31 protein-coding genes are annotated in these 26,935 nt (G+C 37.6%); 30 read left to right on the forward strand and 1 reads right to left on the reverse strand.

Annotation, left to right across the window (positions count from 1 at the left end; genetic code table 11):
- Positions 1-17: 17 nt before the first annotated feature.
- Both hemB and STERM_RS05070 read left to right on the forward strand, forming a co-directional pair.
- The gene (gene hemB, locus STERM_RS05065) at positions 18-995 is read left to right on the forward strand and encodes a porphobilinogen synthase (RefSeq protein ID WP_012860491.1); all 978 of its coding nucleotides are present in this window, start codon (positions 18-20) and stop codon (positions 993-995) included.
- The gene (locus STERM_RS05070) at positions 992-1,744 is read left to right on the forward strand and encodes a cobalt-precorrin-6A reductase (RefSeq protein ID WP_012860492.1); all 753 of its coding nucleotides are present in this window, start codon (positions 992-994) and stop codon (positions 1,742-1,744) included. Before hemB ends, STERM_RS05070 begins: the two co-directional genes overlap by 4 nt.
- A 76-nt stretch (positions 1,745-1,820) precedes the next feature.
- Here STERM_RS05070 and STERM_RS05075 read toward each other — a convergent pair whose 3' ends face one another.
- Entirely contained in the window at positions 1,821-2,303 is a 483-nt protein-coding gene (locus STERM_RS05075) for a hypothetical protein (RefSeq protein ID WP_012860493.1), read from the reverse strand.
- A 493-nt stretch (positions 2,304-2,796) separates the two neighbouring features.
- Between STERM_RS05075 and pduB the strand changes: the two genes are divergently transcribed.
- The 28 genes from pduB to eutH all read left to right on the forward strand — a co-directional run bounded on the left by pduB (position 2,797) and on the right by eutH (position 26,918).
- Positions 2,797-3,492: a propanediol utilization microcompartment protein PduB gene (pduB, locus tag STERM_RS05080; RefSeq protein ID WP_012860494.1), complete on the forward strand. Its 696-nt coding sequence runs from the start codon at positions 2,797-2,799 to the stop codon at positions 3,490-3,492.
- Positions 3,493-3,575: 83 nt separating this feature from the next.
- A complete protein-coding gene (locus STERM_RS05085; protein ID WP_012860495.1) occupies positions 3,576-5,237 on the forward strand; it encodes a propanediol/glycerol family dehydratase large subunit in 1,662 nt (553 codons plus the stop codon).
- Between the two features lie 19 nt (positions 5,238-5,256).
- Positions 5,257-5,931, forward strand: coding sequence for a propanediol/glycerol family dehydratase medium subunit (locus STERM_RS05090; protein WP_012860496.1), 675 nt, complete (start codon positions 5,257-5,259; stop codon positions 5,929-5,931).
- 13 nt (positions 5,932-5,944) lie between these two features.
- On the forward strand, positions 5,945-6,445 hold the full coding sequence (locus tag STERM_RS05095) for a diol dehydratase small subunit (protein ID WP_012860497.1): 501 nt from the start codon (positions 5,945-5,947) through the stop codon (positions 6,443-6,445).
- Positions 6,446-6,554: 109 nt separating this feature from the next.
- Positions 6,555-8,384, forward strand: coding sequence for a diol dehydratase reactivase subunit alpha (locus STERM_RS05100; RefSeq protein WP_012860498.1), 1,830 nt, complete (start codon positions 6,555-6,557; stop codon positions 8,382-8,384).
- Positions 8,385-8,720 carry a glycerol dehydratase reactivase beta/small subunit family protein gene (locus tag STERM_RS05105; protein WP_012860499.1) on the forward strand — a complete coding sequence of 112 codons (336 nt, stop codon included), beginning with the start codon at positions 8,385-8,387 and terminating at the stop codon, positions 8,718-8,720. It abuts the gene before it with no gap.
- 28 nt (positions 8,721-8,748) lie between these two features.
- Positions 8,749-9,228, forward strand: a complete 480-nt coding sequence (locus STERM_RS05110) for a GlcG/HbpS family heme-binding protein (protein WP_012860500.1) — start codon at positions 8,749-8,751, stop codon at positions 9,226-9,228.
- 13 nt (positions 9,229-9,241) lie between these two features.
- Positions 9,242-10,648 carry an aldehyde dehydrogenase family protein gene (locus STERM_RS05115; protein ID WP_012860501.1) on the forward strand — a complete coding sequence of 469 codons (1,407 nt, stop codon included), beginning with the start codon at positions 9,242-9,244 and terminating at the stop codon, positions 10,646-10,648.
- 19 nt (positions 10,649-10,667) lie between these two features.
- A complete protein-coding gene (gene eutM / locus STERM_RS05120) occupies positions 10,668-10,943 on the forward strand; it encodes an ethanolamine utilization microcompartment protein EutM (protein ID WP_012860502.1) in 276 nt (91 codons plus the stop codon).
- Between the two features lie 411 nt (positions 10,944-11,354).
- Entirely contained in the window at positions 11,355-11,630 is a 276-nt protein-coding gene (eutM, locus tag STERM_RS05125) for an ethanolamine utilization microcompartment protein EutM (protein ID WP_012860503.1), read from the forward strand.
- A 51-nt stretch (positions 11,631-11,681) separates the two neighbouring features.
- Positions 11,682-12,029 (forward strand): ethanolamine utilization microcompartment protein EutS, encoded by a 348-nt coding sequence (gene eutS, locus STERM_RS05130; RefSeq protein ID WP_012860504.1) that lies wholly within the window; start codon positions 11,682-11,684, stop codon positions 12,027-12,029.
- A 4-nt stretch (positions 12,030-12,033) separates the two neighbouring features.
- Positions 12,034-12,468: a EutP/PduV family microcompartment system protein gene (locus tag STERM_RS05135; protein WP_012860505.1), complete on the forward strand. Its 435-nt coding sequence runs from the start codon at positions 12,034-12,036 to the stop codon at positions 12,466-12,468.
- 43 nt (positions 12,469-12,511) lie between these two features.
- On the forward strand, positions 12,512-13,282 hold the full coding sequence (locus tag STERM_RS21110; protein ID WP_148211847.1) for a BMC domain-containing protein: 771 nt from the start codon (positions 12,512-12,514) through the stop codon (positions 13,280-13,282).
- An 11-nt stretch (positions 13,283-13,293) separates the two neighbouring features.
- Positions 13,294-13,587 carry an ethanolamine utilization microcompartment protein EutM gene (eutM, locus tag STERM_RS05145; protein ID WP_012860507.1) on the forward strand — a complete coding sequence of 98 codons (294 nt, stop codon included), beginning with the start codon at positions 13,294-13,296 and terminating at the stop codon, positions 13,585-13,587.
- Positions 13,588-13,615: 28 nt separating this feature from the next.
- Complete coding sequence (locus STERM_RS05150) at positions 13,616-15,067, forward strand: acetaldehyde dehydrogenase (acetylating) (protein ID WP_012860508.1); 1,452 nt, start codon at positions 13,616-13,618, stop codon at positions 15,065-15,067.
- 18 nt (positions 15,068-15,085) lie between these two features.
- On the forward strand, positions 15,086-15,832 hold the full coding sequence (locus STERM_RS05155) for a cobalamin adenosyltransferase (protein ID WP_012860509.1): 747 nt from the start codon (positions 15,086-15,088) through the stop codon (positions 15,830-15,832).
- Between the two features lie 200 nt (positions 15,833-16,032).
- A complete protein-coding gene (gene eutD, locus STERM_RS05160) occupies positions 16,033-16,668 on the forward strand; it encodes an ethanolamine utilization phosphate acetyltransferase EutD (protein ID WP_012860510.1) in 636 nt (211 codons plus the stop codon).
- A gap of 9 nt (positions 16,669-16,677) precedes the next feature.
- On the forward strand, positions 16,678-17,247 hold the full coding sequence (locus STERM_RS05165) for a hypothetical protein (protein WP_012860511.1): 570 nt from the start codon (positions 16,678-16,680) through the stop codon (positions 17,245-17,247).
- Between the two features lie 3 nt (positions 17,248-17,250).
- On the forward strand, positions 17,251-17,499 hold the full coding sequence (locus STERM_RS05170; protein ID WP_012860512.1) for a EutN/CcmL family microcompartment protein: 249 nt from the start codon (positions 17,251-17,253) through the stop codon (positions 17,497-17,499).
- A 13-nt stretch (positions 17,500-17,512) separates the two neighbouring features.
- A complete protein-coding gene (locus STERM_RS05175; protein ID WP_012860513.1) occupies positions 17,513-17,758 on the forward strand; it encodes a hypothetical protein in 246 nt (81 codons plus the stop codon).
- A gap of 50 nt (positions 17,759-17,808) precedes the next feature.
- Positions 17,809-18,930 (forward strand): 1-propanol dehydrogenase PduQ, encoded by a 1,122-nt coding sequence (locus tag STERM_RS05180; RefSeq protein WP_012860514.1) that lies wholly within the window; start codon positions 17,809-17,811, stop codon positions 18,928-18,930.
- A gap of 55 nt (positions 18,931-18,985) precedes the next feature.
- The gene (locus STERM_RS05185; RefSeq protein ID WP_012860515.1) at positions 18,986-19,564 is read left to right on the forward strand and encodes an ANTAR domain-containing response regulator; all 579 of its coding nucleotides are present in this window, start codon (positions 18,986-18,988) and stop codon (positions 19,562-19,564) included.
- The gene (locus tag STERM_RS05190) at positions 19,557-20,954 is read left to right on the forward strand and encodes a sensor histidine kinase (protein ID WP_012860516.1); all 1,398 of its coding nucleotides are present in this window, start codon (positions 19,557-19,559) and stop codon (positions 20,952-20,954) included. The genes STERM_RS05185 and STERM_RS05190 overlap by 8 nt, the downstream gene beginning before the upstream one ends.
- Before the next feature lie 239 nt (positions 20,955-21,193).
- Positions 21,194-22,621: an ethanolamine ammonia-lyase reactivating factor EutA gene (eutA, locus tag STERM_RS05195; RefSeq protein ID WP_012860517.1), complete on the forward strand. Its 1,428-nt coding sequence runs from the start codon at positions 21,194-21,196 to the stop codon at positions 22,619-22,621.
- Between the two features lie 42 nt (positions 22,622-22,663).
- A complete protein-coding gene (locus tag STERM_RS05200; RefSeq protein ID WP_012860518.1) occupies positions 22,664-24,028 on the forward strand; it encodes an ethanolamine ammonia-lyase subunit EutB in 1,365 nt (454 codons plus the stop codon).
- An 11-nt stretch (positions 24,029-24,039) separates the two neighbouring features.
- Positions 24,040-24,939: an ethanolamine ammonia-lyase subunit EutC gene (eutC, locus tag STERM_RS05205; RefSeq protein WP_012860519.1), complete on the forward strand. Its 900-nt coding sequence runs from the start codon at positions 24,040-24,042 to the stop codon at positions 24,937-24,939.
- Positions 24,940-24,958: 19 nt separating this feature from the next.
- On the forward strand, positions 24,959-25,612 hold the full coding sequence (gene eutL / locus STERM_RS05210) for an ethanolamine utilization microcompartment protein EutL (protein ID WP_012860520.1): 654 nt from the start codon (positions 24,959-24,961) through the stop codon (positions 25,610-25,612).
- A gap of 211 nt (positions 25,613-25,823) precedes the next feature.
- Positions 25,824-26,918 (forward strand): ethanolamine utilization protein EutH, encoded by a 1,095-nt coding sequence (gene eutH, locus STERM_RS05215; RefSeq protein ID WP_012860521.1) that lies wholly within the window; start codon positions 25,824-25,826, stop codon positions 26,916-26,918.
- Positions 26,919-26,935: the final 17 nt, after the last annotated feature.

A 26,935-nucleotide genomic window follows, 5' to 3' on the forward strand; every position in this document is an offset into this window, starting at 1 on the left:
TAAGAGGGTGAACAAATATGTTTAAAAGACACAGAAGGCTCAGAGTAAATAAAAATATGAGAAATCTGGTAAGAGATGTGTATCTGGATGCGGATGACCTTGTATATCCGCTGTTTATAGAAGAAGGAACTGATATAAAAAGTGAGATTCCTTCTATGCCCGGTATATACAGATATTCTGTGGACAGGCTGAAAGAGGAGCTTGACGAGGTACAGTCTTTGGGAATAAAGACGCTTCTCCTTTTCGGAATTCCAAAGCATAAGGATAATACTGCAAGCGAAGCATATAATGAGCATGGAATAGTACAGGAGGCTGTAAGGTATATAAAAAAAGAATATCCTGATTTTCTTGTAATAACAGATGTATGCAACTGTGAGTATACAGATCACGGGCATTGCGGAATACTGGACGAAAATGGTTATGTATTAAATGATGTAACACTGGAGCTTCTGGGGAAAACAGCAGTTTCTCATGCTAAGGCAGGTGCGGATATCATAGCTCCTTCGGATATGATGGACGGAAGAATAGAGAAAATAAGAGAAGAGCTGGATAAAAACGGTTTTGAAAATATACCTGTAATGTCTTATGCAGTAAAGTTTTCATCGGCTTTTTACGGACCGTTCAGAGATGCAGCAGATTCAGCGCCGAAATTTGGTGACAGAAAATCCTATCAGATGGATTACAGGGCAGAATTTGACGTGTTAAGCGAAGCCTGCGAGGATATAAAGCAGGGAGCAGATATGATAATAGTAAAGCCTGCTCTGGCATACCTTGATTTAATCGCAAAAATAAAAAGAGAATGTAATGTACCTATAGTGGCATACAGCGTGAGCGGTGAGTATTCAATGGTAAAGGCAGCGGCACAAAACGGCTGGATAGATGAAAAAGGCGTGGTAATGGAAAAGATATATGCTATGAAGAGGGCAGGGGCAGGTATTATAATTACATATTATGCAAAAGACATAGCAGAATGGCTCAGAGAGGAAAAAAAATGATCTGGCTGGTGGCGGGTACTAAAGATGCAAGAGTCATTGCTGATAAGCTTCTTCTAAAGGGGACTGACAGGCTTTTGGCAAGTACTGCTACGGAATACGGAGGTAAGCTTTTTAATGACAGCAGAATTGAAGTGACTGTTAAGAAGCTGGAGTATGAGGATATGAAAAAGCTTATAGCTGAAAAAAATATAGATGTTATAGTAGATGCAAGCCATCCGTATGCTGCAAATGTGAGCAGAAATGTAATGAAAGCAGCAGAAGATACTGGAGCTTCATATTTCAGATTTGAGAGAAAAATGCTGGATTATAAAGGAGCGAAAAGATTTTCTTCGCTGGATGAAATAGTAAGATACATAAAAACAGCTTATAAAAATGAAAACATATTAAGTACTCTCGGCAGTAATAATCTTCCAGAAATAAAGTCTATCAGTGAGGAAAATAATCTCTATATAAGAATACTGCCTATAGTTTCTTCAGTAGAAAAAGCCGAAAGTCTGGGCTTTCTTCCGGGGAAAATAATAGCTGTGCAGGGGCCTTTCAGTAAGAACCTTAATAAAGTTATTCTGGAGGATTATAAAATAAAAGCTTTGATAACCAAGGAGAGCGGTGAAACAGGCGGGGAAGCAGAGAAAATAGAAGCATGTATTGAAACAGACACAGAAATTTTGGTTCTGGAAAGACCGAAAATCAGCTATATTAATTGCTTTGAGAATATAGAGGAATTAGTAAACAGAATTTTGAATAAATAAAAAGAGCTTTTCTGAGATTTCTGCAGGAAGCTCTTTTTTAAGTTCTAAAATTCCGGGGTTATAAAAAAATCAGCAGCTATTCAAAAGCAATACTGTCTGAAATAATCAGCCGCATATTTTTTTCGTCATAACCAAAGACAGTTCCAAGAATTTTATGTCCGGGATAGAGATTTTTAGGACTGCTGTTTTTTCTGCATGTATCATAATCAGAAATTCCCTGTATTTTGTCAATCTCCATTATAATGCCCTGCGGATAAAAATATTTGATAAATCCTTTTACTTGACTTCCTACAGGGTATTTTTTCTTTTCCTCATTCCAGACATTTAAATATGGAAAAGAGTATATATTCCATATTTTTTCAAATTCATCATTATCTATGGGTAAAATATTTTCATCAATTTCATCTGTAAGAATCATTCCTTCCGCAAGACAGTCATCCCTGCAGGAAATAGCGGCAAAACCGTCTTCTGACAGAATAATTTGTCTTAAAGCATATTTTTCCTCATCTAATTCCAGCCAGTAAGTTTCATTTTCAAAAGTAAAAGTTATATATTCCAAGACAGCCTCCCAAAATTAAAATTAATACTGATCTGCATTCAGTCCGGTACTGCATTACTATATCAGTCTAATATATTGGTTGTTTTTTGTCCAGTTATTTTCTGTTTAGTATCAGTAAACACAATAACAGAAGCAGACCGGGGAAAAAATAATTTGACAAATAAAGAAAAACAGGCTATAAATAAATGCAATTGTACGAAATAAGCGCTGCAACTTTGTGCAAAAGAATGGTTTTTAAAATAAATTTTTCACTAATTAAGATTAACAAAATATATTGACAAAATCATAAATTATGGTAAACTAAAACTAAGTAATAAAACATTTTTTATAATTTGTTTAACAATTTTCAATTCAATTTCAAGTAATATCAAAACATATCGTATTTAGAAATTTTTTACTATGTAAATAAGAAAATTAGTAATCTTGTACCACATTAGAAACACTGTAATTTTTAGTTGTTATTTAATAAATAATAATATAGAGAGGTGGAATAATGGCAGGAATAGGAGTAACCGAATTTGTAGGTGTTGCCAGAGGCGATACCATAGGATTGGTAATAGCTAATGTAGATGATGAGGTAAGGAAAGCCATGAATGTCGAAACTAAATACCGTTCAATCGGGATAGTAGGGGCAAGAACAGGAGCCGGACCTCATATTTTTGCTGCAGACGAAGCAGTAAAGGCAACGAATGCCGAAATAGTGAGCATAGAATTGCCGAGAGATACCAAAGGAGGAGGCGGACACGGGAACCTGATTATTTTCGGGGCAGATGATGTATCTGATGTAAGAAGGGCTGTGGAAGTGTGTCTTGGGGAACTGGAACGTACCTTTGGAGATGTATACGGAAATGAAGCAGGACATCTGGAATTTCAGTATACAGCAAGAGCAAGCCATGCAGTGGCAAAGGCATTCGGTGCACCAGTAGGAAAGGCATTTGGAATAACAGTAGGAAGCCCTGCTGCTATAGGTGTAGTAATGGCGGATAATGCTGTCAAAGCTGCCACAGTAGATGTAGTGGGATACTCTTCGCCTGGTCACGGGACAAGCTACAGTAACGAGGTAATTCTAAGTATCAGCGGAGATTCCGGAGCTGTAAAGCAGGCGATAATATCAGCAAGAGAGATCGGGTTAAAGCTTTTGGCACAGCTCGGAGCAGAGCCTGTAAGCGATACAAAGCCGTATATCTGATGTGTCTGATCATAAACGGAAATGATAGTCAGGAACAGATATAAATATTTTGACATTAGGAATGACGAGGAGGAATATAGATTATGAAGTCAAAAAGATTTGAAGTCCTAAGAAACAGACCGGTAAATCAGGATGGATTCGTTGCTGAATGGCCGGAGGTAGGATTTATCGCTATGAACGGACCAAATGATCCCAAGCCCGGAGTAAAGGTGCAAAATGGCGAAATAGTAGAGCTGGACGGTAAAAGGAAAGAAGATTTTGATTCGATAGATATGTTTATAGCAAAATATTCGATTAATATAGAAAAAGCAGAGGAAGTAATGAAAATGGATTCACAGAAGCTGGCAAACATGCTTTGTGATCCTAATGTGCCCCGTACTAAGCTGATAGAGATAACTACTGCCATGACTCCGGGGAAAATAGTAGAAGTTTTGGGACATATGAATGTACTGGAAATGATGATGGCGCTTCAAAAAATGCGTGCCAGAAAAACACCGGCAAATCAGTGTCATGTTACCAGTGTAAAGGATAATCCCGTTCAGATTGCTGCAGAAGCAGCAGAAGCAGCAGTAAGAGGATTTGCCGAGGAAGAAACTACAGTGGGAATAGCAAGATACGCTCCTTTTAATGCTCTTGGACTGCTTATAGGTTCTCAGGTGGGAAGAGGAGGAATTCTCACACAGTGTGCCCTTGAAGAAGCAACGGAACTTCTTCTGGGAATGAGAGGACTTACTTCATATGCAGAGACAATTTCTGTTTACGGAACAGAAGATGTCTTTACAGACGGTGACGACACTCCGTGGTCGAAGTCGTTTCTGGCATCTGCGTATGCGTCAAGAGGATTAAAAATGAGATTTACTTCCGGGACAGGTTCAGAGGTTCAGATGGGATATGCCGAAGGAAAGTCAATGCTTTATCTTGAGGCAAGATGTATATATATAACAAAAGGTGCAGGGGTACAGGGACTGCAGAACGGTTCCATAAGCTGTATCGGGATACCCGGGGCAGTACCTTCGGGAATACGTGCCGTGCTTGCGGAAAACCTTATAACAACAATGCTTGATCTGGAAGTAGCTTCCGGGAATGACCAGACTTTCTCGCATTCGGATATAAGAAGAACTGCGAGAATGCTTATGCAGATGGTTCCGGGGACAGATTTTATCTTTTCGGGATACAGTGCGACCCCTAATTATGATAATATGTTTGCCGGGTCAAATTTTGATGCTGAGGATTTTGATGATTATAATATTATACAAAGAGATCTGAAAGTAGACGGGGGTCTTCGTCCTGTAGTGGAAGACGAAATTGTGGCAATCAGAAATAAGGCTGCAAGAGTACTTCAGGCTGTATTCAGAGAACTGGGTCTTCCGGAAATTACTGATGAAGAGGTAACAGCAGCTACCTATGCACATGGAAGCAAGGATATGCCTGACAGAAATGTGGTGGAAGATCTGAAAGCAGCAGGAGAAATGCTGACAAGAGGTATAACCGGAGTGGATGTAGTAAAAGCTCTTCATAAAAATGGATATCTGGATGTAGCACAAAATGTGCTGAATATGCTGAAACAGAGAGTTTCCGGGGATTATCTTCATACATCGGCAATTATAAACAAGGATTTTGAAGTAATAAGTGCCGTGAATGATCTGAACGACTATTCCGGACCGGGAACCGGGTACAGAATAAGCGAAGAGCGTTGGAATGAGATAAAAGATATTCCAAATGCAATAAAACCTGATTCAATATAGTCCATGAAGGAGGAAATGTATGAATATTGATGAGAAACAGTTAAAAGATATAATTGCCGGCGTAATAAAGGAAATTCAGAATGAAAAAGGAAACTGCGGATGCACTTCTGACGGGAAAATCAGTTTCGGACAGGGAAGCAGTGATAACAGATTAAAGCTGAATGAGAACGGACAGGCAAAACAGGGAACAAGATCAGACGAAGTAGTTATAGGAATAGCCCCTGCATTTGGGGAATCACAGACGGAAACTATTATGCATGTTCCGCTTTATAAGGTATTAAGAGAGATAATTGCAGGAATAGAAGAAGAAGGGTTAAAATTCAGAATAATAAGAGTTACACGTACATCTGATGTTTGCTTTATAGCACATGATGCTGCGAAGCTGAGCGGTTCTAAAATAGGAATAGGAATACAGTCAAAAGGGACAGCGGTAATACATCAGGCTGACCTTATGCCTTTAAGTAATCTTGAGCTTTTTCCTCAGTGTCCTCTTTTGGATCTGGAAACATACAGGGCAATAGGAAAAAATGCTGCTAAATATGCCAAAGGTGAAACGCCTAATCCGGTTCCTGTGCGGAATGACCAGATGGTAAGACCAAAATATCAGGCCTTAGCTGCAATATTACATATAAAAGAAACAGAGCATGTTATTCCGCTTTCTAAACCTGTGGAATTAGAAGCTATATTTTCTTGATGGAGGATAGTTTATGGATGAAGTAATGATAAAAAATATGGTAAAGGAAATACTTAATAATATAGAAAAGCATGACAGCGGTAAAAAAGACAGCAGCGGGAAAATAGGAGTCTCATCTTATCCGCTTGGTTCCAGAAGACCGGATCTGGTAAGAACACCTACAAATAAAACACTTGATGATATAACGCTGGAAAATGTCATGAACGGTAAAATAACTATAGAAGATCTGAATATAACAGCTGATACGCTGGAGCTTCAGGCACAGGTAGCAGAAGATGCAGGAAGATCTTCCATAGCAAGGAATTTTAGAAGAGCAGCCGAGCTGACTACGATACCGGATGACAGAATATTACAGATATATAATTCATTAAGACCGTTTAGATCTACTAAAGCCGAGCTTTTACAGATAGCAGACGAGCTTGAGAATAAATATGGGGCATTGATAAATGCAGCATTGGTAAGAGAAGCCGCAGAGGTTTATGAAAAGAGAAAAAAATTAAGAAGCGATGATTAGCAGTTATTTTGATTTATACACAGAACATATTGCTGTAGAGGCTTTTGAAAAACAGATATAAGTATTACACGGTAAAAAATTATCAAGCTAAAATTATTTAGGAGGCATTATGAAGTATATAGCAGGGATAGATGTGGGAAATTCAACTACAGAAGTAGCTTTGGCAGAAATCTCGGAAGATAATGCCGTAAAGTTTTTATCAAGTGCTTTTGTATTAACCACTGGTATAAAAGGAACCCTGCAAAATAAACACGGAATATTCGGAGCTCTGCAAAAAGTACTTCAGAAATCAGGACTTACATACAAGGATCTCAGTCTGATAAGGATAAATGAAGCTGCCCCCGTAATAGGAGATGTTGCTATGGAAACTATCACGGAGACTATCATTACAGAATCCACAATGATAGGACATAATCCCAAAACTCCAGGAGGAATAGGGCTGAGCTCGGGAATCACGGTTATGTTTGAGGATATATTGAAACAGAATGCCAATGAAGATTTGGTAGTGATAGTGACAAAAGAAAATGATTTCGAAGAAGTAGCAAAGACTCTTAATAGAGCAGCAAAAAACGGAATAAAAATCTGTGCTGCTATTATGCAGAAAGATGATGCAGTACTTGTCAGCAACAGGCTGGATTTTAATATACCGATTATAGATGAAGTGTCTATGATAGATAAAATACCTCTGGGCATGAAATGTGCCGTGGAAGTGGCAGAACAGGGGAAGGTAATAGAAAATCTTTCGAACCCTTACGGTATAGCAACAGTTTTCGGTCTGACCCCGGAAGAAACGAAAAAAATAGTCCCTGTATCCAGAGCACTTATGGGGAACAGATCAGCTGTAGTAATAAAAACCCCGAAGGGTGATGTAAAGGAAAGAGTTATTCCGGCCGGGTCAATAGAAATAATCGGGGAAAATAAGACTGTAAAGGCAGGAATAGAAGAAGGAGCAGAGAGGATAATGACAGGGGTGGAGAGTGTTCAGTGTGTTACCGATGTAAGAGGCGAGCCCGGAACGAATGTGGGCGGAATGCTGGAAAAAGTACGGCAGACTATGGCCTCTCTTACTAAGAAACTTCCCTCTGATATCTATATTCAGGATCTTCTGGCAGTGGACACCTTTGTTCCGGTGAATATAAAAGGAGGACTTGCCAATGAATTCTCCATGGAAAATGCTGTGGGAATAGCTTCAATGGTAAAATCAGACAGACTGCAGATGCAGATTATAGCTGAGGAGCTGGAAAAAGAGCTGGGAGTAAAAGTAGAAATAGGCGGAGTAGAAGCTAATATGGCCATAATGGGAGCTCTTACTACTCCGGGAACAGACAGTCCCCTTGCCATTGTGGATATGGGGGCAGGTTCTACAGATGCATCTATTATCGACAGACAGGGAAGAATTTTTTCTGTGCATCTTGCAGGAGCAGGAAATATGGTAACCATGCTTATTAATTCTGAACTGGGACTTGCAGATACCGGACTTGCAGAGGATATAAAGATTTATCCCCTTGCAAAGGCGGAAAGCCTTTTCCATATAAGACACGAAGACGGTACGGTACAGTTTTTTAAAGAAGCACTGAAGCCGGAAGTTTTTGCAAGAGTTGTGGTTCTAAAAGAAGACGAAATGCTTCCTGTGCCGGGAGAACATTCTCTTGAGAAAATAAAGGCCGTAAGAAGAAGCGCCAAAGAGAGGGTATTTGTGAAAAATGCAATCAGAGCTTTAGAATTCGTGAGTCCTACAGGAAACATAAGAGATATACCTTTTGTGATAATGGTGGGAGGTTCTGCACTTGATTTTGAAATACCCGAGCTGGTAACTGACAGGCTGGCAAAGTATTCCATAGTAGCAGGAAGAGGGAATATAAGAGAAACCGAAGGGCCGAGAAATGCAGTAGCCACAGGTCTGATACTCGATATTGCGAATAAGGGCAGGGTGAAATAAATGAGAGCAGATATACCGGCAATAAAAATATCTGTTTTAGACAGAAATTCCGAATATATAAAAGAAATAACATACGGGATTGAAGAAGAAGGAATTCCGTATGAAATAACAGAGGAAAATTTTTATAATATAAAAGAAAAAGCATTTGAAATTTCACAGGCTTCCAGATTATCAGTGGGGATAGCCGTGGATAAAGAAGAGGCAGTTATCCATTTTTCAAAGCTTAGGATAGACAAACCGTTATTTATTCTGAGTCTGGACGGGTTAGAGAAAGAGAAGCTGAGAATATACGGAAGTAATGCTGCAAGACTTATAAAAGGAATTCCTTTTAAATAAAAATTCTTAAGAAGACCGGGGTGGAAAAATGTATCCTGAAAAAGAATACGAGGAACTAATTAAGAAAATAAAGACAAAGGTAAAAGAAGAACTGAATAAAAACAGTAAAGCAAATGTTTCCGGACTAAATCTCGATACTGCAAAAAGACTCGCAGATGCAGCAGTAAAAAAAGCCGGAGAGATGGGTGTAAATGTAGCAGTGGCAGTTATGGACATCCATGGGAATATGATACTCTTTAACAGGATGGACGATTCCGTGCTGGCAGCTATAGAGGTAGCACCCAAAAAAGCTTATACCAGCGCAGCCTTGAGAATTCCGTCATCAGAAGTATTAAAAGGCGGTTTTGACAAGCTTGTGGAAACGATGGAGGGGAAAATAGCCGCTTTCGGAGGCGGACTTCCTGTGAGAAGCAACGGAATATTTCTGGGTGCTTTGGGTGTAAGCGGGGGTACTTCGGAAGAAGACATAAAAATAGCAGAGTATGCAGTTAATGCTGTGTTTGGATAAAAAGGAGGCATTAATGTTGGATGGTTTACAATTAGAAGATATAATAAAAAAAGTTATAAATGATGTAAAAAATGAAAAGGATATAAATATTACAAATAAGGAAAATTCCTGCGGACACGGAATTTTTACGAATATAGAAACAGCAGTAGATAAGGCTTATGAAGCACAGCAGACGTATAACAGCCGTAGTCTTGAGGAAAGAAGAAATATTATAAGCAATATAAGAAAAGAGCTTTTGAAGTATACTGAGGAAATGGCGGAAAAAACCGTAGCTGAAACAAAAATGGGAAGAATAAAGGATAAAATATTAAAAAATAAACTTGCCATTGAAAAAACACCGGGAGTAGAAGATCTTGGGACAGAAGTATTTACAGGTGATGACGGTCTTACGCTGGTGGAGCTTTCAGCTTTTGGGGTTCTCGGTTCTGTAACTCCGGTTACCAATCCTACAGAAACTATTATAAATAATACGATTGGGGCTCTTGCAGGAGGGAACAGCATAGTTTTCTGCCCGCATCCGTCAGCAAAGAATATATGTCTTTGGCTTATAAAAAAACTGAACGGAATAATAACAGAGGCAGGCGGACCTGAAAATCTCGTAACCTCAGCCTCAGAAGCAAAAAAAGAAAATGTGGATATATTATTTTCACATGAAAAAATAAATATGCTTGTAATAACAGGCGGAACAGAAATAGTAAAGCTTGCTTTGAAAAGCGGGAAAAAAGTAATAGGAGCAGGGGCTGGAAATCCTCCGGTTATTGTAGATGAAACAGCAGATATAGAAAAGGCTGCAAAGGATATAGTAAACGGTGCGGGATTTGATAATAACCTTCCCTGCATAGCTGAAAAAGAAGTATTGGTATTGGAAAGTGTTGCTGACTATCTGATATTTAATATGGAGAAAGCAGGAGCATTTCATATTACAGATAAAGAGGACATAAAGAAGCTTGAAGACACTGTATATAAAAATGGCATGGTAAACAAAGAATTCATAGGAAAAGACGCCGGCTTTATATTGGAAAAATCCGGTATCAAATGTAGCTTCGATCCGGCACTGATAACACTTGAAACAGATATAAACCATGTGTTTGTTCAAAAGGAGCTCATGATGCCTGTACTGGCAGTAGTAAGACAGAAAAATTTTGAAGAAGCACTGAAAAATGCAATTCTTACAGAACACGGATTGAAGCATACAGCAGTCATGCATTCACAGAATGTAACAAGGCTGAGTATTGCCGCACGTGAAATGCAGACAACGATTTTTGTGAAAAATGCTCCGTCATACGCAGCTCTCGGATTTCAGGGAGAAGGCTACACCACTTTTACAATAGCGGGACCTACAGGAGAAGGGCTGACAAGTGCAAGAAATTTTACAAGAAAAAGAAGATGTGTACTAGGAGGAAGTTTTTCCATAAGATAAATAATCTGGGAGGTAAAATATGGCAGAATTAAGTGCATTGGGAATGATAGAGACAAAAGGACTGGTAGCAGCAATAGAAGCAGCAGATGCAATGGTAAAAGCCGCAAATGTTACTTTGATAGGAAAAGAGCATATAGGCGGAGGACTCGTAACAGTAATGGTGAGAGGAGATGTAGGAGCAGTAAAAGCAGCTACAGATGCCGGAGCGGCAGCAGCCGAGAGAGTAGGAGAACTGGTTTCTGTACATGTAATTGCAAGACCGCATGGAGAAATAGAAATGATACTTCCCAAATAAAAGATGATTTTCTCTTTTGGGTGTAACAGGACATAAAGTTTTGAATGAATTTGCCCCTTTGAAATCCGGCTTCCGGATAGTTTTAACTTGAAATTAAAAATAAAAGTGTTGACATTTATAGAAAATGAGTTAAAATTATCTTGTAGGTTAGGGATTTCTGACAATGGAGTTAGAAAAAAAATAATGTGTGGCTGTTTGAAAAATCTGCAAAATTACAGGACATAATCAAGTTATACTTATTTTTTCGGATAACCTTTTGAATTATAGAAATGAAAAATAGTTAATTTAATAGAGCAAAGGGGCTCAAAAACTATATGTTTTTTGAGTTCCTTTTTATTTTTATGTAGTTTTCAAAAAAATTTTAAATAGGACTCAAGTAAAAAAATAAAAAATATCTTAGGAGGAAGAACTATGTCTACAATGAATGCATTGGGAATGATTGAAACAAAAGGTCTGGTTGCGTCAATAGAAGCAGCAGATGCAATGGTAAAGGCAGCAAATGTTACTTTGATCGGTAAGGAGCATATAGGAGGAGGTCTTGTAACAGTAATGGTAAGAGGAGATGTAGGAGCAGTAAAAGCGGCAACTGATGCAGGAGCAGCAGCGGCTGAAAGAGTAGGAGAACTGGTTTCTGTTCACGTAATTCCAAGACCACACGGAGAAATAGAAGCTATTTTACCTAAGTAATATTCTCTGACAGTGTAACTTTTTGGAAAAAACCAATAATGAGGTTAGGATATGGATGAAAAAAAACAAAGGATGATACAGGAATATGTGCCCGGACGACAGCTTACTCTCGCACATATAATAGCAAGCCCGCAAAAGGAACTTGCCAAAAAAATCGGTCTCGACGGAAGTAAAGTAAATGCCATAGGGATTCTTACTATTACACCGGGAGAAGCTGCTATTATTGCCGCAGATATAGCTACTAAGAATGCTGCTGTAGAAATAGGCTTTGTGGACAGATTTACAGGCTCGGTGGTAATCAGCGGAGACGTGTCCAGTATCGAATCAGCAGTAAGCGAGGTAGTTGGTTACTTTCAAAATACTCTCAGATTTAGTATTACCGAAATAACAAGGTCGTGATAATTTGAAGCGTATACTTTTAATAGGAAGAACTGAATGCGGAAAAACAACTCTTGTACAGAGATTAAACGGACAGGCATTAAAGTATGAGAAGACACAGATGCTAGGGTATTATGACAACATGCTGGACACGCCCGGCGAATACATGGAAAACAGGGCATTGTATAAGGCACTTATTATTAGTTCCTATGACTGTGATGTAATAGGAATGGTACACTCCCTGAATGATGAAAGAAGTGTTTTCCCTCCCAACTTTTCGTCTGCATTTACCAAGCCTGTAATAGGAATAATTTCCAAAGCAGACCTTGGAGGAGATGTGGAGAAGGCAAAGGAGATTCTTGAGGATGCAGGTGCAGAGGAAACATTCGTGATCAGCTCATACAGTAATGAAGGAATATCAGCCCTGTATGAATATCTCGATGATGAAACAAGTTCATAGGGGCAAAAATACATGTTCTTAACTAAATAATATTTATTTGGGAATGAAGACAGAGGGTGATAATCAAATGGATTCATATGGGTATATAGAAACTATGGGTCTGTTAACGGCAATTGAAGCGGCGGATGCAGCATTGAAAGCAGCTAATGTAGTATTTACTAACTGCTACATAGTAAAAGGCGGTATAGTTACCGTGGAATTAGCCGGAGATGTGGCGGCAGTTACTGCAGCGGTAGAGGCCGGAAGTGAAAGTGCCAGAAAGCTCGGAAACTTTATAAGCAAAAATGTAATAGCAAGAGTGGATGATGAAACGAAAAAGATACTAAAAGGCGATACTTTCATTTCGGACAATAATAAAGACGGTAAAACAGAGAAAGAAATTTCTGAGGAAGAATTACTTCAGAATGAAATGGAAAAAGAGGAAGAGAGTATAGAAGAACTGGATGCACTGGAAGAGATCATAAAGGCTGATATTCCTACTGCAGAAGGAGATATACCTCTTTATGACGAGGTAATAAAAAGTCCGGAATTTTCTGAACTGGAAAATGATGAAGAAGCAAAAATAATAACAGAAACAGTAAAAAGAAACGATTCAGACGGGGAACCATATGAAACACAGGAAAAAATTACTGTGATAGAAGAAGAAATAAATACAAAACAGACAAATAACAATACAGATTATGAAAATATGAAAGTCACTGATTTGAGAGGAATAGTAAAGGAATTGAATTCACACCTCACATGGAATCAGGTAAAAGCAATGAATAAGAAAAAACTTGTGGAAACACTTAAGAAAAACAAGAGAGAAAAATAGGAGGTAGAACAATGGCAGTTTTAAATGCATTGGGAATGATAGAGACTAAAGGATTAGTAGCAGCAATAGAGGCAGCAGATGCGATGGTAAAAGCAGCAAATGTTACTTTGATAGGAAAAGAGCACATAGGCGGAGGTCTTGTAACTGTAATGGTAAGAGGCGACGTAGGAGCAGTAAAAGCTGCAACTGATGCAGGAGCAGCAGCAGCAGAAAGAGTCGGGGAATTAGTATCTATTCATGTAATCCCAAGACCGCACGGAGAAATAGAAGCTATATTGCCAAAGGCAAATGTAACAGCAGAATAATAAAAGAGGTTTCTTAGAAGGGAGAAGTATGGATAAGGATTTACTATCAATACAGGAAGTACGTGATTTGCTGAAAGAAGCTAAAAAAGCTCAAAGCATATATTCGACTTTTACTCAGGAACAGATAGATGCAATAGTAAAGGAAATGAGCATAGAAGCCACAAAGCACGAGGTAGAGCTTGCCAAAATGGCAAATCAGGAAACCGGTTTTGGTAAATGGGAAGATAAAGTATTAAAGAACCGTCTTGCTGCACAAGGTGTATATGATTATATAAAAGATATGAAAACTACGGGAATCATAAATGAAGATAAGAATGCAAAAATAATAGAAATAGGGGTTCCTATGGGAATTATAGCGGCGCTTATTCCGTCAACTAACCCTACTTCTACAGTAATATACAAAGTTATGATATCCCTGAAAGCAGGAAATGCTGTAGTAATAAGCCCGCATCCGAATGCAAAAGAATGTATCATAAGAACAGCGGAAATATTAATAGAAGCTGCTGAAAGAATGGGAGCGCCTAAAGGTCTTATAGGTGTAATAAAAACACCTACATTACAGGCTACAAACGAGCTTATGAAACATAAGGATACATCGCTTATTCTAGCTACAGGCGGAGAAGCAATGGTAAAGGCTGCATACAGTTCAGGAACACCTGCAATAGGTGTGGGACCAGGTAACGGACCTGCATTTATAGAAAGAAGTGCGGATGTAAAGCTGGCAGTAAAAAGAATACTGGACAGTAAAACTTTTGATAACGGGGTAATATGTGCCTCTGAACAGTCAATTGTTACTGAAAGCATTATCAGAAACGATGTAATAGCCGAACTGAAAAAACAGGGTGCTTACTTTTTGAACAGAGAAGAAAGTGACAAAGTAGGAAGCATTCTTATGAGGGCAAATGGAACAATGAGTCCTAAAATCGTAGGGAAAACAGCTGTTTATATAGCTGAAATGGCTGGAGTATCTGTTCCTTCAGATACAAGAGTACTTATTTCCGAAGAAAGAGAAGTTTCGCATGCTAATCCTTACTCAAGAGAAAAGCTTTGTCCTGTATTAGGATTTTATACAGAGGAAAACTGGGAAACTGCTTGTGAAAGATGTATAGAAATATTACAGAATGAAGGAGTCGGGCATACTATGACAATTCATTCGGAAAATGATAATGTAATCAGGGAATTTGCACTGAAAAAACCTGTTTCAAGACTTCTTGTTAATACAGCGGCAGCTCTCGGAGGAGTAGGAGCAACTACTAATCTCGCACCGGCATTTACACTTGGATGCGGAGCAGTGGGAGGAAGTTCTACTTCGGATAATATATCACCTCTGAATCTGATGAATATCAGAAGGGCAGCATACGGGACAAAAGAATTATGCGATTTGAGAAACAGCGGGGGAAGCAGCTGTGAATGTCAGTCAGGGGCAGAAGCAGAACTTGAACAGATCGTAAAAAAAGTTTTAAATGAACTTTTATCTTAAGAATAGGTTGTGGTAAATATGCCTGTTATTACTGAAGAATTTTTAAGAAAACTGGAAAAACAGGGAAAACTGAATACTCTAACAATAGATAAAAAAGATATTCTTACACCCTCAGCCAGAGAATTCTTAAGCAGTAGAAAACTAGATCCTGAAAGCAGGAGTGAAATTCCTGCGGTATCTGCAGAGTCTGAAAACACAGTCAAAGAAGCTGCGCCGGTCTATAAATATAAATGTTATACTACTGATGCACTGTTTGAAAAAAAACCGGAATATATGACACAGATTTTCGGAAACTATCTTGTGGTAAAAAATCATAAGAGGATAGTTCTCAGAGGGAAATTTGATATTCTTCAGGCAGAAACCATAAAATACTGGAAAAAATATCAGAAAAATAAAAAGCTGGAAAGTGATTTTTCACAGGCTTACAGATATATAAGGGATCTTTTTATATGTGAGATGACTGATTCGGAATTTATAGAAAGAGACGTATTAGGTCACACTATAGACAGTCTTAAAGATATTACGCATAATACAGTGAAATATTTTAAAACAGGACATCTTTTTGAGATAAATGCAGATTTCGGAGAAGATGTAATAGATATAAACTGTCTGAGAGCACTCTCAAGAGAATGTGAAGTAGCAGCAGTAGATGCTTTTTACAAAGAGGGGAAAACAGAGCACAATGATATTTTGAAAGCTTTGAACAGATTAAGCAGTATTTTCTACTTAATGATGTTAAAAGCAAATAACGGGGATTATAAATAAACTTTATCCGGTACTTTGACGGCATAAAAGATTTAGGCAGAATTCTTAAGTTATTTGAGATATTTTTAGACAAAATACTAGCACCTTATATTATCGAGTGTCTGAGTTTTAAAAATACGTAGGAACAGGTACAAGTATTTTGACACTATAAGGTATTAATTATTTGACAGAAACATTAGACAAAATACTAGGAGACCAATATGGATAAAATCGAATTGGAAAAGATTGTCAGGGAAAAAATAAAAGAAATGCTCGGTGATTCCGGCGATGAATTCATGGTAGAAGCTTCAGGAAGACACATTCATCTGTCAGAAGAGCATATGAAACATCTGTTTGGTGAGGATTATAAACTGACTCCGGTAAAAGACCTGTCTCAGCCAGGGCAGTATGCCTGTAAGGAAAGAGTCAGAGTAATAGGGTCAAAAGGAGAATTTTCCGGAGTAGTAATACTAGGGCCATGCAGAAATGAAACACAGATAGAATTATCACTCACTGACTGTACTACTATAGGGGTAAAAGGAGTTATCAGAGAGAGCGGAAAAATAGAAGGAACGCCGGGAATATTAATCGGTGTGGGAGATAAATTTGTAAAGATAGATAAAGGAGTAATAGTGGCACAGAGACATGTACACATGACTCCTGAGGATGCAGGCAGACTCGGCGTAAAAGACGGGGAAATAGTAAAAGTAAGAGTGAACGGAAGAAGACCTCTGATCTTTGATGATGTTTTGATAAGAGTAAAGGATTCATATAAGCTAAGCATGCACATTGATTATGACGAGGCAAATGCCTGCGGATTTGAAAGTGGGACAACGGGAAGTATCTATAGAAAGTAGGAGGAACCAATGGATACAGACAAACTCACAGAACTGATAAAAAAAGAACTGTTAAGAATACTGGAAGAAAAAAAAGCAGAAGATAAACCGGCCGAAGTAAAGTTTTGCGGTGATGACTCTCTTTTGAGAGATGAATTATCCAAGAAAATAAAAATTTCGGAAAATGGTGAAATTCTGGTGATTTCTACTCTTGGAATTAATGATATGGTAGATATAGCTTCCGGAAAGACTCATCCTGCAATCAGCGGTCTGCTGGAAAAAAAGACTGTATATATAGTAGAAGAAGGGCTGGAATATAAAAGATATTCAGAGCCGAAGGCTTTGATGGAAACTTATGACAAGCATCTGGATACTATTATAAAATACGGAATTCAGGTGGTAAAAAGAGTCGAGCTTATTGATAAACTCGGAGCTGTTACAGAAAAAACAGTACTAAAAGGTGTAATTACAATATCAAAATTACGGGAAAGAAATCTAAAAAATGCAGTACTTATTTTAGATAAAAAAAGTATAATAACACCACTTGCCATGGAATATATTAAAGAAAATAATATAGAGATACTTTATGAAAGAGGTTAAATTATGTTAATTGGAAAAGTTATAGGAAATGTATGGGCAACTAGAAAAGACCCGAAACTTTCTGGTCTGAAGCTTATGGTGGTGGAAATAAAAGAAGGCAGCTCGGTGAAAAGCATAGTTGCTGCAGACTATATAGGGGCAGGAATCGGTGATAATGTGATAGTGGTGAGCGGAAGTTCTGCAAGACACGTTTTTGACAATGAAACACCGGTAGATGCAACTATAGTGGGAATCATAGATAGTTTAGAATAGGACTGGTGAAAATATGAAAAAGAAATTAGTAACCATAGGTAATTTTTCTGAATACATATCCGGTAAAAAATTTGTTGCCTCTCATGATATGATAATAACTCCGGGAGCAAGAGATAAGATAAGAGAAGCCGGAGCAGAAATAGTTTATGAAAATCAAAGTCTGGAATTAAAGATAAAAGAGATTCTTGAAAAAGATTTTAATATAACAGATGACTCTATGGTACAGAAAGTAATAAACAAAATAAAGTCAATGAGTTAATTATAAAACCCCTTAATTAACTATCATGATGCACAAAGGAGGATAGTTAAATGGATTTATTTCAGGTAAAACCAAGGATTTATTACGGGAAAAATTCGTTAAAAAGCTTAAAAGAACTGGATATAAGCAGAGTCTTTATCGTTACCGACGAGAATATGGTAAGATTAAAAGTAGTAAATAATATAACAGACATTCTAAATAAAATGAATGTGGAAATTAAGATTTTTTCCAATATAAAGCCTGATCCAACAGATGAAGAAATAATAGAAGGGATGATAGAGCTTAATAAATTTGACCCTGACTGTATTATAGCTATAGGAGGAGGGTCTCCTATAGATGCATGCAAGGGAATAATATATTTTACCAACAAAATAAAGCAGGCTCTAAATGAGGAAACAAAAAAACAGATATTTATAGTAATACCAACTACAAGCGGTACGGGGTCAGAGGTTACCACTTATTCGGTAATTACTTCTGAAGGAAGGAAAATAGCTATTAGTGATGAGGAAATGCTCCCGCATATAGCGATACTGGATCCGGAATTCATTAGAACACTGCCGCCGCAGATAATAGCAGATACAGGGATGGATGTTCTCACACATGCAGTAGAAGCATATGTTTCGCTAAAGGCTAATATGTTTACCAGCAGCCTTGCATTAGGTGCAATAAAAACTGTTTTTACAGATCTGGTAAGTAACTATGAGAATCCGGAACTGGAATCAGAAAGAATAAATATGCAGCTGGCTTCATGTATGGCCGGAATTGCTTTTAGCAATTCGTCACTGGGAATAAACCATAGTATTGCACATGCTATAGGCGCTAAATATCATATACCTCACGGAAGGGCAAATGCCGTGATAATGCCTAAAGTAATTTTGTTTAACAGCAAAGTGGAGGGGGCACGTAAAGCTTATGATGAAATAGCAAAGGCTTTGGAATTTAGTTTGAAAAGAGAAGGCGAAGGTGCCGAAATCTTAGCCAAAGCAATAGACCTCAGAAAAGCAAAAATGGGAATTCCAATGAATCTTGAAGATCTGAAAATATCAAAAGAGCAGTATTTTAATGATCTGGAAGATATTATCGACCTTATATACAAGGATATTGCCACTGAATATAATCCTAGAAAATTTAACAGAAATGAAATAAGAGAATTATTGGAAACTTTATATTAATTTAATATTTTAAGAGTATAATCTATTTAAAAATACATTATGATAAAGGTGAAAAATGAGAAGAGTAATAGTAGTAGATGATGAGCCAATAACAAGAATGGACATTTGTGAGATATTAAGAGAAGGCGGTTACGATGTAATAGGACAGGCAGCAGACGGCTTTGATGCCATAGAGCAGTGCAAAAATCTGAAACCGGACTTCGTTATAATGGATGTTAAAATGCCGATATTAGACGGGTTAAAGGCCTCAAAAATAATCATAAAAGATAAACTGGCAAGGGGAGCAGTGCTGCTTACCGCTTATTCCAGCCAGGAGTTTATAGAAGAAGCCAAAAACATAGGGGTCTCGGGTTATATAGTAAAGCCTATAGATGAAAAATCCTTTTTGCCGAACCTTGAGGTAATACTGAGTAAGCAGGAAGAATATGAAGCTTTGGAAAAGAAATATATCAAAACTAATCAAAAACTGGAAGACAGAAAAAGACTGGATATAGCAAAAAGTATTCTGATGGAAAGAGATAAGATGACTGAGAAAGAGGCATATACCTACATAAGAAGTCTTAGCATGGATAAAAGATGTGATATGGGGAAAATAATTGATATTATAATTTTATCGGGGGAAACTAATGCTTAGAACTATATGTAAACAACACACTGCTCTGCCGGACAAAAGTATAAGAAAACTGGAAAAAATAGCCGAAGGACTGACAGTATTAAGTAAGCTGCTAAAGGCGGATATATTTATAGACTGCCCTACAGGAATTAACGATGCAGCAATAGTAGTAGCAGAAGCTAATCCTGAAACAGGTTCGAGCTATACTCAGAGTGTAGTAGGACAGTATGCATATAGAAAGAATGAGCCGGCTGTTTTAAGAACGCTGGAAACAGGACTTCCGTCGAGGGATTATAAAGCCCTGACTCAGGAAAATACTTTGGTTAGACAGAATGTGGTTCCTATAAAGAATGAAAAGGAAGAGGTAATAGGCGTCCTTATAGTGGAAGAAGGGAGTAATGATACCGGACTGAATAAGGAACTGAATTTTCTGCATGATGCTACAAACGAGCTTCTGAGAAGCTCCATGGAGATGACAAAGGAGCAGAAAATAATTGATTACATAAATGACGGGATTATTATTTTCAATGAAAAAGGAATACTTATATATGCTAATTCCAAGGCTAAAAATATTTATAAAAAAATAGGATACAAGCATAATATTCTTGGAACCAAATTTAGTAATATAGTTTTGAATAATATAGCTTTTAAGGATGTGCTTGACGGGATAATACCGGGAAGTTCAGACATACACATAGCAAAGATGGATCTGAACATACATTATTATCTGATAAAGGAATCCAAAAATGTAAAAAATGTGGTTCTTTTCATAAAAGATCTTACTGAAATAAAGGAAAAAGAGAAAGAGCTTATACTAAAATCAGTAGCAATAAAAGAAATACACCACAGAGTAAAAAATAATCTTCAGACTATAGCAAGTCTTCTCAGAATACAGGCAAGAAAAACCGAGGATGAGGCAGTAAGACAGGCTTTTAACGAAAGCATAAACCGTATACTCAGCATAGCAGTTACACATGAGATATTGGCACAAAATGGATTAGATGATCTTAAAATAAAAGAGATGTTTTCAAAAATTTTAAAAAATTCAATAAGAGCAAGTATAGGAGAAAATTTAGATTTAAAAACAAGTATTTCCGGTGATGACTTTAAGATAAATTCTGATAAGTCTACTTCTATAGCCCTGATAGCCAATGAACTGGTACAGAATTCCATAACACACGGCTTCAAGGGGATGACAAGCGGAAAAATAGATATTACCGTAAAACAGGGGAAAATTAAATCGAAAGTGACAATAGCTGACAATGGGGTTGGTTTTAAGTCAAAAGACTTCAAAAATGAAAGTTTGGGACTTCAGATAGTGAAAAGTCTGGTAAAGGAAAAACTTTTCGGAACTATAGATATTAAGTCCACAAAAAACGGAACGATAATAGTTTTTGACTTTGAAAATTAAAAGCTTGTTCTGTTTTCATTCTGAAGACTGAAAATAGCAGTGAGATATAAGTGTTTTAATATTGAAAGGTATTATGAAGCCGGATATAGCCGGCCAAAACACTAGGAGCAAAGGAGCTCAAAGAACATAAAAGATATGGTGTTTTTTGAGTTCCTTATTTTTTTTGACAATCACCCGTAACTTTTATTGAAAAACAGGGACTTTTCAGATAGAAGCAGTCTCTTACAAGGAGAGTTCACATGACAGAAGAAATATTAAGCGTAGGAATCGACATAGGAACATCAACTACACAACTTATATTTTCAAAGATATATATAGAAAACCGTGCTTCGGCATTTAGTGTTCCTCAGATAAAAATAACCGGGAAAGAGGTAATATACAGAAGTGACATATATATTACACCTTTGGAAACAGAAACCAAAATAGACACTGAAAAAGTACGGAAAATCATTGAGAATGAGTATAAAAAAGCAGGGGTTGATTACGGGGATGTGTCTACAGGAGCTGTTATAATAACCGGTGAAACAGCGAGAAAGGAAAATGCTAAAGAAGTGCTTGCAGCACTTAGCGGAATGGCAGGGGACTTCGTAGTTGCCACAGCAGGACCGGATCTTGAAAGTATAATTGCCGGAAAAGGTTCAGGGGCTTTCGGTTTTGCAGAAGATAAAAATACTTCCATAGTGAATTTCGACATAGGCGGCGGAACTACAAATATAGCCATATTTAACAGAGGTGACATAGAAGACACAACCTGTCTTGATATAGGCGGAAGGCTCATAAAACTCGACGGCAGCGGAAAAATTTCATATATTTATAAAAAGATATATGATGTGGCTAAAGATGTGGGAGTAAGTATAAATATAGGTGACAGAGCAGATGAAACCGCCCTTAGAAAGATATGCAGAAGAATGGGCGAGCTTATGTTTGAAAGTATGGGATTCTTCGAAAAAACTGATTTATACAGAGAAATAGTGACTTATCAGGATTTTAAAAAGAATTTTAAACCTGATTATTATTCATTTACAGGCGGGGTAGCTGATTTTGTCTACGGCGGTAAAGAAGCAGGATTATTTGAATATGATGATATAGGGGTAATTCTGGGGCAGGAAATAAAAAAGTTAGTAGAACAGTTAAATATAAATACAGTAAAGCTTGGCGAAACAATAGGAGCGACAGTTGTGGGGGCGGGAAGCCACACTACCGAGATAAGCGGGAGTACCATAACTTACTCAAGCGGAATCTTTCCGATAAAAAATATTCCGATACTGAAACTCAGCAGTAAAGATGAGGAAAGTTCTCTTGCAGAGCTGGAGGATATCATGGATCATAAGCTCAGCTGGTTTAACTCGCAGAATGAACAGGAAAATACAGCATTGGCACTAACCGGGAAACATAATATGGATTATCAGGAAATATCCGACTTGGGACGAGTTATTTCCAGAGTAATGAATAATAAAATAAACACAGGTTCTCCGATTATTGTCATTGTGGAAAATGATATGGCAAAAGTTTTGGGGCAATGTATGAAATTAGATTTGCAGGACAGAAATTTGATTTGTATAGATGGAATAAAGGTAAAAAACGGAGACTATATAGATATAGGAGCTCCTTTGGGCAATGGAAACGTACTCCCTGTAGTAATAAAAACACTGGTTTTCAGTTATTAATGCTTCAGAGCGGGTAAAGAAAAACTAAGAGAGGTGAAATTAATGGTATTAAAGACAAAATTATTTGGTCATGTCTATGAATTTAAGGATGTAAAAGAAGTTCTTGCCAAAGCGAATGAAGAAAGATCTGGAGATACACTTGCAGGTGTATCGGCTTCTACAGCTGAAGAAAGAGTGGCAGCTAAAGCAGTGCTTGCCGAATTAAAACTTTCTGATCTTAGAAATAATCCTGTGGTAGGATATGAAGAGGATGAAGTAACAAGAATAATACAAGATGACGTTAACGAAAAAATTTATAACGAAATAAAAAACTGGAGTGTAAGCGAACTTAGAGAATGGATACTCAGCTTAAGAACTTCGGGAGAAGAAATAAAAAGAATAAGCAGAGGACTTACAAGTGAAATGGTAGCAGGTGTGGCTAAGCTTATGACTAATATGGATCTTGTTGCTGCTGCAAGCAAGATTAGAATAACTGCACACTGTAATACTACAATCGGGGGAGAAGGAATTCTTGCAGTAAGATTACAGCCTAACCATACTACTGATGATCCGGACGGAATTATGCTTTCTACTTATGAAGGATTAAGCTATGGTATAGGAGACGCTCTTATAGGTCTGAATCCGGTGGATGACAGTGTGGACAGCGTAATGAGAGTACTTGAAAGATTTCATGAAATAAAAACTAAATGGGAAATACCGACACAAATTTGTGTTCTTGCCCATGTAACTACACAAATGGAAGCAGTAAAAAGAGGGGCGCCTACAGATATGATATTCCAAAGTATAGCGGGATCTGAAAAAGGAAATGAGGCTTTTGGAATAACAGGTACTATGATAGAAGAAGCAAGACAGCTTGTACTAAAGCAGGGTACATCTACAGGGCCGAATGTAATGTATTTTGAAACAGGACAGGGCTCTGAATTATCGTCTGATGCTCACCACGGTGCAGATCAGGTGACAATGGAAGCCAGATGTTATGGTTTTGCAAAAAGATATAATCCATTCCTTGTTAATACAGTAGTAGGGTTTATCGGACCGGAATATCTGTATAACAGTAAACAGGTAATAAGAGCAGGACTGGAAGATCACTTTATGGGAAAACTTACTGGAATATCTATGGGAGTAGATGCATGCTACACTAACCATATGAAGGCAGACCAGAATGATATAGAGAATCTGGAAATGCTTCTGACTCTTGCGGGATGTAACTATTTTATGGGAATACCTGCAGGTGACGATATCATGCTGAATTACCAGACTACTTCTTTCCATGATATTGCAACATTAAGAGATTTAGGTAAGGTAAGACCTATAAAAGAATTCGAAAGATGGCTTGAAAAAATGAATATAATGAAAAACGGAAAGCTCACAGACATAGCTGGTGACGCTTCAATTTTCTTAAAATAAGGAGGATTATAATGTTATCAGAAAGAGAATTAAGAGAAATCATAGGGAAAGTAATAGATGAAATGGGTAGTAACGGAAAAACTGATATCCCGGCAGCAGTAGGAAATGACTTCAAAGCTTCTTCATCAGTAAAAGAAAATGTTTCTGATGATCAACTGGTTGATTTAGGGGAGATAAATATAAAAGATCAGCTGCTGGTAGACAATCCTGCCAACAGAGAAGAATATATGAAATTAAAACAGAGAACTTCTGCAAGACTGGGAATAGGAAGAGCAGGAACAAGATTTAAGACAGATGTGCTCCTAAGATTCAGAGCAGACCATGCTGCTGCACAGGATGCGGTATTTAATGATGTACCTGAGTCATTCCTGGAAGAAGCAGGTTTATTTGAAGTAACGACAGAATGTAAAGACAGAGATGAATATATAACAAGACCAGATCTTGGAAGAAAAATTTCTGCTGAAGGAATAAAATTACTTGAGGAAAAATGCAAAAAATCTCCTACAGTACAGGTTTATGTATCTGACGGGTTAAGTTCTACAGCGGTGGAAGCAAATACTAAAAATATACTTCCGGCAGTATTAAACGGATTAAAAGGGTATGGAATAGATACAGGTACTCCGTTCTTTGTAAAATATGGAAGAGTGGCAGCTGAGGATCATATTTCCGATATTTTAAAGCCTGATGTAGTATGTGTGTTAATAGGTGAAAGACCGGGACTTACTACTGCAGAAAGTATGAGTGCATATATAGTGTATAAAGCATATGTAGGAATACCGGAAGCAAAAAGAACAGTAGTTTCTAATATTCACAAAGACGGAACGCCTGCAGCAGAAGCAGGAGCACATGTGGCTGACTTAATCAAAAAAATACTCGACGCTAAAGCAAGCGGACAAGATTTAAAATTATAATAATTTTAGGAGGAAAAAAATGAAAGATGACAGACAAAAAGCAAGCGTTCTTGCAGTAAGAATGATACCAAATGTGGATCTGGCTATGTGTAAAGAATTCAGCATGCCGGAAGGGCATAGAAGTATAGGTTTGATAACTTCTGACTGTGATGATGTTACATATACAGCATTAGACGATGCTACGAAAAAAGCAGATATAAAAGTAGTATACGCAAAATCTTTTTACGGAGGGGCTGCAAATGCTAATACAAAACTTGCCGGTGAAGTAATAGGGATAATTTCAGGACCAAATCCTGCCGAAGTAAAAAGCGGATTAAGTGCTGTAGTTGATTTTGTGGAAAATGAAGCCGCGTTTATAAGTGCTAATGAAGATGATTCAATTGCATATTATGCACACTGTATTTCAAGAACAGGGTCATATCTTTCAGAAGTAGCGGGAATACCAGAGGGAGAATCAATCGCATACCTTATAGCACCGCCTTTAGAAGCTATGTATGCTTTAGATGTGGCATTAAAGTCAGCTAATGTGGAATTAGTAGCATTTTACGGACCGCCATCAGAAACTAACTTTGGCGGAGGTTTATTAACTGGAAGCCAGTCAGCTTGTAAAGCAGCCTGCGATGCATTTGCAGAAGCAGTAAAAGCTGTAGCGGCAAATCCGCTGGGGTATTAAAAGTAACGTAAGCTTAAGGGTATTCAAACAAAGAAAAATCCTTACATTTATAGAAGATAATATTTAGCCAGATGGGAATGGCAGTATTATGAGCAATAAAGAAAGCTGTATTAATAAGGATAAGAGTTCTCAGCCAAATGGGAATAAACTTGGGAATATTCGAAAAACAAAAGTACTTATACTAAAGTTACTTTAACAAGAAGGAGGAAAAATGGGTATTAATGATATTATTATTTATATAATGGTCATATTTATGATCATTGGCGGAATTGATAAAATTTTAGGAAATAAATTCGGTTACGGGGAAAAATTCGAGGAAGGGTTTATGGCTATGGGATCTCTGGCTCTTGCAATGGTGGGGGTTATATCACTGGCTCCTGTTCTTGCCAAGGTGTTAAGACCTGTGGTAGAGCCTTTATACACTGCACTTGGTGCAGATCCTGCGATGTTTGCTACTACATTATTAGCAAATGATATGGGTGGATATCCGCTTGCAATGGAACTTGCAAAGGATCCTAATGCCGGATTATTTGCAGGGCTTATACTGGGTGCTATGATGGGGCCTACTCTTGTATTCACAATTCCTGTAGCTTTAGGAATTATTGAAAAAGAAGACAGACCTTATCTTGCAAAAGGTGTTCTTGCAGGTATGATAACTATACCTTTAGGATGTCTTGCCGGAGGACTTGTGGCAGGATTCGGAATTAATATGATCATAATGAATCTGATACCGATAATCATTTTCGCTGTACTAATTTGTATTGGATTATGGCTGATTCCTGAAAAAATGACAAAAGGATTTACTATTTTTGGTCAGGGTGTAGTAATAGTAATTACTATAGGATTAATGGCTGCGATAGTGGAAACACTTACAGGAATAGTAGTTATTCCGGGAATGGCACCGCTGAGTGAGGGAATCAATGTAATAGGATCAATAGCAATAGTGCTGGCAGGGGCATTTCCATTAGTGCACTTTATAACTAAGGCATTTAAAGCACCGCTTACTAAAGTAGGAAAGCAGCTGGGAATGAACGAAGTAGGTGCAGCAGGACTGGTTGCTACACTTGCCAATAATATACCGATGTTTGGTATGTTAAAAGATATGGATGAAAACGGGAAAATAATAAACGTTGCCTTTGCAGTAAGTGCGGCATTTGTATTCGGAGATCACTTAGGATTTACGGGCGGAGTAAATAAAAGTATGATTTTTCCAATGATAGTAGGAAAATTAGTTGGGGGAATTACTGCAATAGTTGTAGCAAAGATATTATTTGCAAGAAAGAAAAATAAACTGGAAGCTAAGTAATCTAAAGTTACTGGGAG

Source organism: Sebaldella termitidis ATCC 33386 (assembly GCF_000024405.1).
Classification (GTDB): domain Bacteria; phylum Fusobacteriota; class Fusobacteriia; order Fusobacteriales; family Leptotrichiaceae; genus Sebaldella; species Sebaldella termitidis.